The sequence below is a fragment of the Bryocella sp. genome, assembly GCF_058498515.1.
Window position 1 is genome coordinate 1 of record NZ_JBMHYI010000070.1, and the last position, 10,688, is coordinate 10,688.

Annotated in this window: 6 protein-coding genes; all 6 read left to right on the forward strand. The window is 60.7% G+C overall.

The genetic code is table 11. From position 1 onward, the window contains the following. The first annotated feature begins 158 nt into the window (after positions 1-158). The 6 genes from AC5E6W_RS20260 (at position 159) to AC5E6W_RS20285 (ending at position 10,674) form a co-directional block, all read left to right on the forward strand. Complete coding sequence (locus tag AC5E6W_RS20260; RefSeq protein ID WP_491754153.1) at positions 159-944, forward strand: SDR family NAD(P)-dependent oxidoreductase; 786 nt, start codon at positions 159-161, stop codon at positions 942-944. A gap of 3 nt (positions 945-947) precedes the next feature. Next, positions 948-2,216, forward strand: coding sequence for an ROK family transcriptional regulator (locus tag AC5E6W_RS20265; RefSeq protein ID WP_491754154.1), 1,269 nt, complete (start codon positions 948-950; stop codon positions 2,214-2,216). A gap of 151 nt (positions 2,217-2,367) precedes the next feature. Next, entirely contained in the window at positions 2,368-5,046 is a 2,679-nt protein-coding gene (locus tag AC5E6W_RS20270) for a glycoside hydrolase family 3 C-terminal domain-containing protein (RefSeq protein WP_491754155.1), read from the forward strand. Positions 5,047-5,080: 34 nt separating this feature from the next. Further along, positions 5,081-6,289 carry a D-mannonate dehydratase ManD gene (gene manD / locus AC5E6W_RS20275; RefSeq protein ID WP_491754156.1) on the forward strand — a complete coding sequence of 403 codons (1,209 nt, stop codon included), beginning with the start codon at positions 5,081-5,083 and terminating at the stop codon, positions 6,287-6,289. A gap of 74 nt (positions 6,290-6,363) precedes the next feature. Further along, positions 6,364-7,695 carry a xylose isomerase gene (gene xylA, locus AC5E6W_RS20280; protein WP_491754157.1) on the forward strand — a complete coding sequence of 444 codons (1,332 nt, stop codon included), beginning with the start codon at positions 6,364-6,366 and terminating at the stop codon, positions 7,693-7,695. 135 nt (positions 7,696-7,830) lie between these two features. After that, positions 7,831-10,674, forward strand: coding sequence for a glycosyl hydrolase 115 family protein (locus AC5E6W_RS20285; RefSeq protein WP_491754158.1), 2,844 nt, complete (start codon positions 7,831-7,833; stop codon positions 10,672-10,674). The last annotated feature ends 14 nt before the right edge of the window (positions 10,675-10,688 follow it).

Genomic DNA, 10,688 nt, shown 5'->3' on the forward strand with positions numbered 1-10,688 from the left:
GCGCGTGGGAGTGGATCACCCACCACCCTCCGCCCAACGAACAAGCCCTCCCCTGGCTCATCGCCTTCCACCCCACCTTCTGGTGGGGACTGCTCCTGCTCCTCTTCGGTGCCTTCTACACCTTGAAATACAGGCCGGGGAAAGGGTGAGGGACTAGATTGACGACGCCCCACTCCTTGAATGCGTTTGACCTGGCTGGGCTAACGGCTGTTGTCATTGGCGGCACCACTGGCATTGGGCACGCGCTGGCTCTCGGCCTTGCGGAGGCCGGCGCTGATGTCGTGGCATCGTCGCGTTCGCTGGAGGCGTCGGAGAAGGTTGCAGACGAGATTCGAGCGCTGGGCCGCTGTAGTCTTGTGGCGTCGGTGGATGTGCTGCAGCGCGCATCGATCGAAGAGCTTCACGCGAGGGTGCAGGGGGAGCTGGGGCCGGTCGATATCCTCGTGAACAGCGCGGGCATCACTCGCCGCATCCCAACGTTGGAGTGCAGCGAAGAGCTGTGGCAGCAGATCTTTGAGGTGAACCTCAACGGGACGCTGCGGGCCTGCCAGGTTTTCGGACGGGATATGGTGGCGCGGGGACGTGGCAGCATCGTGAACATCGCGTCGCTCTCCACCTTCGTAGCGTTTCAGGAGGTCGCAGCCTATGGGGCGAGCAAAGCTGCGGTGGGAGCGCTCACGCGTTCGCTGGCGGTGGAGTGGGCTCAGCACCATGTTGCGGTCAATGCGATTGCGCCGGGCATCTTCCCAACGGCGCTTAATGGTGCCATTCTGGATTCTGCGCGGGGACAGGAGCTGCGCATGCGAACGCCGATGGGAAGGTTTGGCAGGCCGGAGGAGTTGGTATCCACACTGCTGTACCTTGTCTCGCCACGCACCACCTTTACGACCGGACAGGTGATTGCAGTGGATGGCGGATTTCTCGCCAGCGGTGTGAACCAGTAAGCGATGACAGCAACGAAGCGTACGACCAAGCCCCGGAACCACGCAGTGCGCGACTTCGCTTATGTGGAGGTCGCGTCGAGTGAGTTGACGCGCGACATCAATCGGGACCTGGTGCTGGAACGCATTCGTGCGCTGCAGCCTATTGCGCGGGTGGACCTGGCGCGGGCAACGGGGTTGCAGCCGAGCACCGTCTCGTCCATCGTCGAGCAACTCGTGTCGGAGCGCTGGATCCGTGAAGGAGCCATCGTCAAGACTGCTCGTGGCCGGCGTCCGACGATGCTTTCGTTGAACGATGACCTTACCTTCCTGGTCGCAGACGTGCGTCCCGCGCAGGCTGTTGTGGCAGCGATCGACCTCAATGGCCGGTTCCTCTCAAGGATGGTGGTGCCAATGGGAAGCTCGCCGCGGCGCAGCGTCGGCGACCTTGCGGCTGCCATGATCCAGCTCCGCAGCGAGCATGTGGGACGGAGCTTCGAGGGCGTCGGTATCAGTCTGCCTGGTCGAGTGGACCCGGAGACGAACCGCCTGGTGATTGCGCCGAACCTTGGGTGGGAGGATTACGGCATACGCGAGGACATCGCGAACAGGCTGCAGCTGAGAACGGAGATGGAGAACGCGGCGAATGCGTGTCTGCTTTCGGAGCTGTGGTTTGGGAGGCTGGACCAGGTACGGAACGCTGTGCTCGTGACGGTATCAGAAGGCATCGGCACAGCGCTGTTAGCGGAAGGACGCCTGGTGAGCGGAAGGCAAGGTCTCGCGGGTGAGTTCGGGCATGTAGTGATGGACCCCGACGGGCTGCAGTGTGGCTGCGGTCAAAAGGGATGCTGGGAGGTCTTCGCGTCCTCTCGAGCTGCGCTTCGCTACTATGCGGAGCTGGTCCCGGGCGCGCCGAAGATGGGGATCCGCGAGCTGGTCTCGCTGGCGATGGATGGCAACCGCTCCGCGCTAAAGGCGCTGGAGAGGCAGGCGGTGGCCGTGGGCCGCGGTCTACGGATGCTGAATGCAGGCCTTGCCCCAGAGGTGATCCTGTTCGCGGGAGACATCACAAACTTCTGGAACATGTCGCACGCGACGATCGAGGCGGAGTGCTGCAAGGGGCTGAATTCGGGGTCCGCGCCACGAATTATTTCGCTGGGGGATGGAGAATTGGCTCGACTACGCGGGGCTGCGGCGCTGGTGCTGCAACGGCATTCTGGATACTATCGTGCGTCACATACGAAACCCGCGCGGCACGCGGGCTATGTCGGCGCGCTGGCTTCCACGGCATCCTGAGCGGAACTGGTTCCAGGTCCTCAGTACATCAGCGAAAAATTCTCCCGGGTCTCCTCTGGCGCACGATATCTTTCGCATGGTACATATAATTGTTCGCGCCGCCTCCTTTCTTCCGTTTTGTCACGGCCGGACGGCCTGCCGGAGTCACCTGATGCGTCTTCTGTTCTGCTCTGCCGTTGCTCTCGCGCTGATGCCCGCCGCTCTCGGTGCGCAGTCGGGGCTCCCTGGCTATCTCAATCCGGCGCTCACGCCGGAACAGCGCGCGCACGATCTGGTGTCGCGCATGACGCTCGAGGAGAAGGCGGCTCAGAGCATGAACACTGCGCCGGCGATACCGCGGCTCGGGGTTCCTGCGTTCGATTACTGGAGTGAAGGCCTGCACGGCGTAGCGCGCTCGGGTTACTCGACGCTATTTCCGCAGGCTATTGGTATGGCCGCGACGTGGGACGCTCCGCTGCTACATGGGATTGGCGATGTGGTTTCGACGGAGGCGCGCGCCAAGTTCAACGAGGCCGTGCGGCACGACATCCACAGTATTTACTACGGGCTCACGATCTGGTCGCCGAACATCAATATTTTTCGCGATCCGCGCTGGGGGCGCGGGCAGGAGACCTATGGCGAGGACCCGTTCCTTACCGGCACGCTGGGGCTGAACTTTGTGCGTGGCTTGCAGGGGCCGGATCCGTTGCATCCGCGCGTTGTGGCTACGCCAAAACACTTTGCTGTGCACAGTGGACCGGAGAGCGATCGGCATCGCTTCAACGTCGATCCGACGCCGCACGATCTGTGGGACACGTACCTCCCGCAATTCCGTATGGCGATTGTTGATGGCAAGGCTGACTCGATCATGTGCGCGTACAACGCCATTGATGGCAAGCCTGCATGTGCGAGCGATCTGCTGTTGAACGAGGCGTTGCGCAAGGCTTGGAAGTTTGATGGCTTTGTGACTTCGGACTGCGGAGCGGTGGATGACTTCTTCGAGGAGAAGGCACACCACACGTCGCCCGACAAGGAGCATGCGGCGGCAACCGCGGTACTGATGGGGACAGACACGAACTGCGGGTCGACGTACAAGGCGCTGCCTGCGGCAGTGAAGGCCGGGTTGTTGAAGGAGAGCGACCTCGATCGTGCGTTGGAGCGGCTGTTTGTGGCACGCATCCGGCTGGGGCTCTTTGATCCTCCCGCGACTGTTGCCTATGCTCAGATTCCGTTTTCGCAGGACCGCGCTCCGGAGCACCTTGCGCTTTCGCTGAAAGCCTCGCGCGAATCGATGGTGCTGCTGAAGAACGACGGCATCCTTCCTCTCGCGACGGTGAAGTACAAGCGTGTGGCTGTGATCGGGCCGAATGCGGCAGCTCTTGCAGCGCTTGAGGGCAACTACAACGCGATCCCGAAGGATCCGAAGATGCCCGTGGATGTGCTGCGAGAGACGTTGTCTGGAGCGCGGGTTACGTATGCGGAAGGCGCGCCGTATGCGGATGGTGTCGCACTGACCGCGCCGCGCACGCTCTTTCATCCGACAGCAGGCGATGCTCGCGAGGGCCTGAAGGCGATGTACTTTGCGAAGCCAGACTTCACGGAGCCTGTGGCGACGCGCGTTGACCCCGAGATCGACTTTGACTGGAACTCTGCGGCGCCCGTGGATGGGCAGAAGCAGGATGCCTTCAGTGTGCGCTGGACGGGAACGATCTCGGTGCCGCAGGCAGGCGACTTTGAGTTCAACATGCGGCTTGCTCACTGCTATCCGTGCGGCGATCACGAGCAGTTTCGCGTAATGCTCGACGGCAAAGAGGTGGGGCACTTCGGCACGAATAAGGGAGAGTTTCGCGAGAGCCTGACGCCGCGATTCACGATGCACTTCGTTGACACGAAGCCGCACGCGATCGTGGTGGAGTATGCGCATGAAGCGCCGCTGTTCGGCGGCGGGATCACGATGGAGTGGGTGCCACCGGCTGGCATGTTGCAGGCCGAAGCGGTGAAACTGGCAAAGGATGCAGATCTTGTGATCGCGATGGTGGGCCTCTCGCCTGAACTTGAGGGCGAGGAGATGAAGGTAAGTGCCGAAGGATTTGCGGGAGGCGATCGCACGGACATCGTGCTGCCGGCAAGTCAGCGAAAGATGCTGGAGGACGTAGCTGCGACCGGCAAGCCGATGATCGTTGTGCTGCTCAATGGGTCAGCGCTGGCGGTGAACTGGGCGAAGGATCATGCGAACGCGATCCTCGAAGCCTGGTACCCAGGAGAGTATGGTGGCGAGGCGATCGCGGAGACGCTGACGGGGAAGAACAATCCGGCAGGGCGTCTGCCCGTGACCTTCTACAAGTCCATTGCGGACCTTCCCGCTTTCACGGACTATGCGATGAAGAATCGCACGTATCGGTACTTCGATGGCAGCCCGCTGTATGGCTTCGGATACGGCCTGAGCTACACACACTTCACCTACTCGCGCCTCAAGCTATCTACGACAGACCTTGAAGCAGGGAACGATCTCATCGCGGAGGTTGATCTTCGCAACGATGGCAAGCATGAAGGTGATGAGGTTGCCGAGGTGTACCTCTTGCCTCCGGTAACGGGCAACGACGGCCTCTCGCCGAAGCAGCAGCTGATTGGTTTTCAGCGGGTCGCGCTCAAGGCGGGCGAGAGCCGTCATCTGCGCTTCACGCTCACGCCGCGCAACCTCTCCGAGGTGGATGGCAAGGGCGAGCGTTCGGTGCAGGCCGGCAATTACAAGCTCGCGATCGGGGGAGGACAGCCGGACGACGCATTGGCAGCGACTCCTGCGCAGACGCTGACATTCACGGTTCACGGATCTGCGCAGCTGCCGCGTTAGACATTATTTCTCCTCGAGGTTGATTGGGGCACCTATGAAGATCGTTGCAGCGAGGCTCATCGTGTGTTCCCCGGACCGCAACTTCGTCACGTTGCGGCTGGAGACGGACGAGGGCCTGTATGGTCTCGGCGATGCCACGCTGAACGGGCGGGAACTCGCTGTTGCGGCGTACCTCGAGGAGCATGTGCTGCCTTGCCTTATCGGACGGAATGCTTCGCAGATCGAGGACATCTGGCAATATCTTTATCGAGGAGCATACTGGCGTCGCGGGCCGGTGACGATGGCGGCGATCGCAGCGGTGGACATCGCGCTGTGGGACATCAAAGGAAAAGCGCTGAACACGCCGGTATACAACCTCCTCGGTGGAGCGAGCCGCCAGGGATGCATGGTCTATGCGCATGCGAACGGTGCGGATACTCATGAAGCCATCGACGCGGTGCAGGCGAAGATTGCTGCGGGATACCTCGCGGTGCGCGCGCAGGCCGGTGTGCTTGGAGTGGCTTCCAGCTACGGTGTGCCAAAGGGTGGCAAGTCTTATGAACCGGCTGAGCGCGGGCTGCCAAGCGAGAGCTTATGGTCTACCGAGCGATACCTCAACTTTGCGCCGCGGCTCTTCGAGGAGCTGCGGAAGTCGGTCGGGGAGGACGTACACCTGCTGCATGATGTGCATCATCGGCTTACGCCGATTGAGGCAGCACGACTGGGCAAGGCTCTGGAGCCGTATCACCTCTTCTGGATGGAAGACCCTGTGCCTGCGGAGTTACAGGAAGGGTTTGCGCTCATTCGTCAACATACGACGACGCCGATCGCCACGGGCGAGGTTTTCAATTCGCTGTGGGATTGCAAGGCGCTGATCGAGCGACAGCTTATCGACTACATCCGCATGACGCCGGTACATGGCGGTGGCATCACGCATGCGCGCAGGGTCACAGACTTTGCGGCGATCTACAACGTACGTACGGGCTATCACGGAGCAACGGACATGAGTCCCGTCGCGATGGCTGCGGCGTTACACCTCGGCCTTGCGATTCACAACTTTGGGATCCAGGAGCACATGGCTCACAGCGCGCCAACAGATGAGGTATTCCCGCACGCGTACCGCTTCGACGCGGGCTATATGCATCCCGGCGAAGCGCCCGGCCTTGGTGTCGAGATCAACGAGGAATTGGCGGCGCGCTATCCGTATCAACGAGCGTATCTGCCGATCGCGCGAAAGCTTGACGGCACGCTTACCGACTGGTGAGCCGAGACATTCGCGGACGGGAACAACGTTCCGCACAACACGAGATTCTCAGCAGCAGTTAAAGGAGAGGAAGTATGTCAGAAACCATCTTCAGTTCATTTCCTACCGTGAAGTACGAAGGGGCCGCGAGCGAGAACGAGCTTGCCTACCGTTACTATGATCCGGAGCGCGTGGTGCTTGGCAAGCCGTTGAAGGAGCATCTTCGCTTTGCCGTCGCGTACTGGCATTCGCTGGCGATGACGGGCTCCGACCCCTTCGGTGGGCCGACGATTGTTCGTCCATGGATGACAGCGGGCGATCCGATTGCGCAGGCGAAGGTGAAGGCCGATGCGGCCTTCGAGCTCTTCCGCGTGCTCGATCTGCCGTTTTTCTGCTGGCATGATGCGGACATCGCGCCTGCAGGAGATACGCTTGCCGAGACGTTGAAGAACTTCCATTCGCTCGTCGACTACCTGGAAGAGAAGATGCAGCGTTACTCCACGAAACTGTTGTGGGGTACGGCGAACCTCTTCTCGCACCCGCGCTTTATGGCGGGAGCTTCGACGAACCCTGATCCCGAGGTCTTTGCGTGGTCCGCAGCGACAGTGAAGAACTGCATGGACGCAACGAAGCGACTGGGTGGATCGAACTATGTGCTGTGGGGCGGACGCGAAGGCTATGAGACGCTGCTGAACACGGACATGAAGCAGGAGCTCGATCAGATGGGCCGCTTTCTTACGCTTGTGGTCGAGTACAAGCACAAGATCGGCTTCGAGGGGCAGATCCTCATCGAGCCCAAGCCCAAGGAGCCGACGTCGCACCAGTATGACTTCGATGTCGCGACGGTCTTCGGCTTCCTCAAGCGGTTCGGCCTCGAGAACGAGGTTCGCGTGAACATCGAAGCCAATCATGCGACACTTGCGGGCCACAGCTTCGAACATGAGATTGCGACGGCCGGTAGCCTTGGCATCCTTGGTTCGCTGGATATCAATCGCGGCGATGCGCTGCTGGGCTGGGATACGGATCAGTTTCCGAACGATCTATGGACGATGTCGATGAGCATGTATCACGTTATCAAGGCGGGAGGACTGGGCAAGGGCGGCTGCAACTTTGATGCGAAGGTGCGGCGGCAGAGCTTCACGCCAGAGGACTTGATCCAGGCGCATGTGGGTGGTGCGGACCTCTGCGCTCGCGCCTTTCTTACTGCGGCGAAACTCATCGAGGATGGCCGTTACGATGCAATGCTGGCGAATCGCTATGGGGGCTGGCAGGGTGAACAGGCCAAGGCCATGCTCGCAGGCAAGTTCTCGCTGGCGGAAGTGGAGCAAGCGGCACTTGCAGGTAACATCAACCCGCAACCTCGCTCGGGCGGCCAGGAGCATATCGAGAACTTCCTCGCGCGCATGATTTACTCGGACAAGCTGTAGACGCGAGGCTTGATGATTGCGCTTCGTGGAACCGGAATCGCGGCGCTGCTGTTGCTCCTCGGAGCTGTGGCAGCACCGCTTGGGTATTTCCGTGTCTTGGCGCCAGAAACGAAGAGCGCAGGAAGCGAGCGTCGCATGCGCAGTAGCATCTTCTTCTTAGGCACTGTATTTGCCGTATTGGTAACGGCGCGGACCGCTCTTGGTCTCGGCGAGACGAAGATTGTCACGCTGTCGGCACAGCCTGGGAGCTTCGCGGTAGTTGAGGGCGGGCACGCTGCTCCGATCATCGTTGGCGATGACGATTGGCCGGGGGTGGTGCGAGCTGTCGAGAGCTTCCGGCACGACGTGGCCAGTGTGAGCGGCGTTCTGCCAGAGAGGCAGCAGGACGCCACAGCGGCCTCGCATGACGTAATCCTTGTGGGGACCATTGGGCACAGCATTATCATTGATGGGCTCATTCGCGCAGGAAAGCTTGATGTTACAGGCGTGCGGGATGAGTGGGAGGCGGGCATCACTGCGGTGGTCGATAACCCGATGCCGGGAGTGCAGCATGCGCTGGTGATCGCGGGCAGTGATAAGCGAGGCACGATCTTCGGACTGTATACGCTATCCGAGCAGATAGGTGTGTCGCCGTGGGCGTGGTGGGCGGACGTTCGCATTGTTCACCATGATGAGCTCTATGTGCTTGCAGGCCTGCACCGGATGGCATCGCCTGTTGTGCGTTATCGAGGTATCTTTCTCAACGATGAGGCTCCTGCGTTGAGTGGCTGGGCGTATGAGACGTTCGGTGGGTTCAACCATCGTTTTTACGAGCACGTCTTCGAATTGCTGCTGCGGCTGCGTGCAAATTACTTATGGCCGGCGATGTGGGGAAGCGCATTCAATGAGGACGATCCCTTGAATGCGAAGCTGGCAGATGAGTATGGAATCGTGATGGGCACGAGCCATCATGAACCGATGCTGCGTGCGCAGCAGGAGTGGAAGCGGCACGGAACCGGGCCCTGGGACTATACGAAGAATGCGGCGGAACTTGACCGATTCTGGACCGAGGGGATTGCACGCAACAAGGAGTATGAGAGCACCATCACGGTTGGTATGCGCGGTGACGGCGATATGGCCATGAGCGCTACGGCGAACCTGACGCTGCTCGAACGCATTGTTGCGGACCAGCGCAAGATCATCGCGGCCAATGAAGATCCACAGCATCATCACCCGCAGATATGGGCACTCTACAAAGAGGTGCAGGAGTATTACGAAAAGGGCATGCGTGTCCCCGACGACGTCACGCTGCTGTGGAGTGATGACAACTTGGGCAACCTGCGCCGATTGCCAACCGCTGAAGAGCGAAGGCGAAGTGGTGGCGCGGGTATCTACTATCACTTTGACTATGTGGGCGACCCGCGATCATACAAGTGGCTGAACACGTACAGCATCACGAAGGTATGGGAGCAGATGCACCTGGCGGCCGAATATGGCGCTGATCGCGTGTGGATCGTCAATGTTGGAGACCTGAAGCCGATGGAGTTCCCCATCGAGTTCTTCCTCTCGATGGCACGCGATCCGAATCGTTGGGGCAAGGATGACCTTGGTGCCTACACAACAGCGTGGGCAACGCGGGAGTTCGGGGCCGAGCACGCGTCTGAAATTGCATCGCTGGTCGAGCGGTATACGCAATACAACAGCCGCCGCAAGCCGGAGATGCTGGAGCCAACGACTTACTCGCTTACGGAGGATCACGAGGCTGATCGCGTTGAGTGGGAGTGGAAGCAACTCGCGGTGGATGCGAAGCGAGTCAATGCTGCGTTGCCGGAGAATGAGCGAGCGTCGTTCTTCGAGCTTGTGATGTATCCGGTTGAGGCCTGCGCGAATCTTGGGAAAATGTACATCGCTGCCGGGCGCAATCGGCTTTATGCAAAGCAGGGACGGGCCAGCGCGAATCATTGGGCGGACGAGACGCGACGACTCTTCATGCGGGATGCGGAGTTGACGAGCCAATATCATGCATTACTCGGCGGTAAGTGGAATCACATGATGGACCAGACGCACATAGGCTACACATTCTGGAACGAGCCGCCCGTGAACGCGATGCCGGCTGTCCAGATGGTGCAGGTTGCGCATGGACACGAGCTTGGTGTGCTTGTGGAGGGCAGTGAGGATGGCTCGCAACGGCTGCCTGACTTCGATCCGGTGAACCGCCAGAGCAGGAGCTTCGAGTTGGCGCCTATCGGCGATTCACCTGTGACGGTCCGCGTTGAAAGCTCGGCGACTTGGCTTCATACGAGTCTTGCCAAGGCTACGATCACGCAGGACACGACGGTCACTGTGAGCATCGACTGGGAGAATGCCCCTGCGTTCCCGGCTGACGCGAGGATCGTCGTGCATCCTGAAGGCGGGACCCCGATCTCGATTGTGATGCATGTAAGCGCGTTGCCGCGAGGTGCTCGCGGGTTCGTAGAGAACGCGGGCATCGTTGCCATGGACGCTGAAGACGCGGAGGCGAACCGGCCGGCCGGTGGTTTGCACTGGGAGGTGCTTCCCGGGTTCGGGCTCACACGTTCCGGTATGGAGGCTTTCCCCGTTGGTGCAGCAAGCAGTGAGGCTGGGCAGCCGAGCGCTTGTCTTGATTACGACTTCACCGTGCTCACGTCGGCGGAGCGAACGCTCGAGCTGATCCTTGCACCCACACTGGCGTTTCAGCCTGGGCATGGGCTGCGGTACACAGTGCAGATAGATGCGCAGCCTGCACGCACGATCAACGCATGGGAGCATTTCACCGATGAGGCGTGGCGGAAAGTGGTTGGCGATGGCGTACATCGTGTCGATACGCCGCTCGGCAAGGTGAGCGCCGGGCCACACGCGTTGCATGTTTGTCGCGTGGACGCGGGTGTCGTGTTGGAGCGTGTGCTGATCCTGTCTGTGCCATCGCATGAGTACCTGGGGCCGCCGGAGAGCGCACGCGCCGCGGTTGCAAAGGAATAGACCTGGTTCGGAGA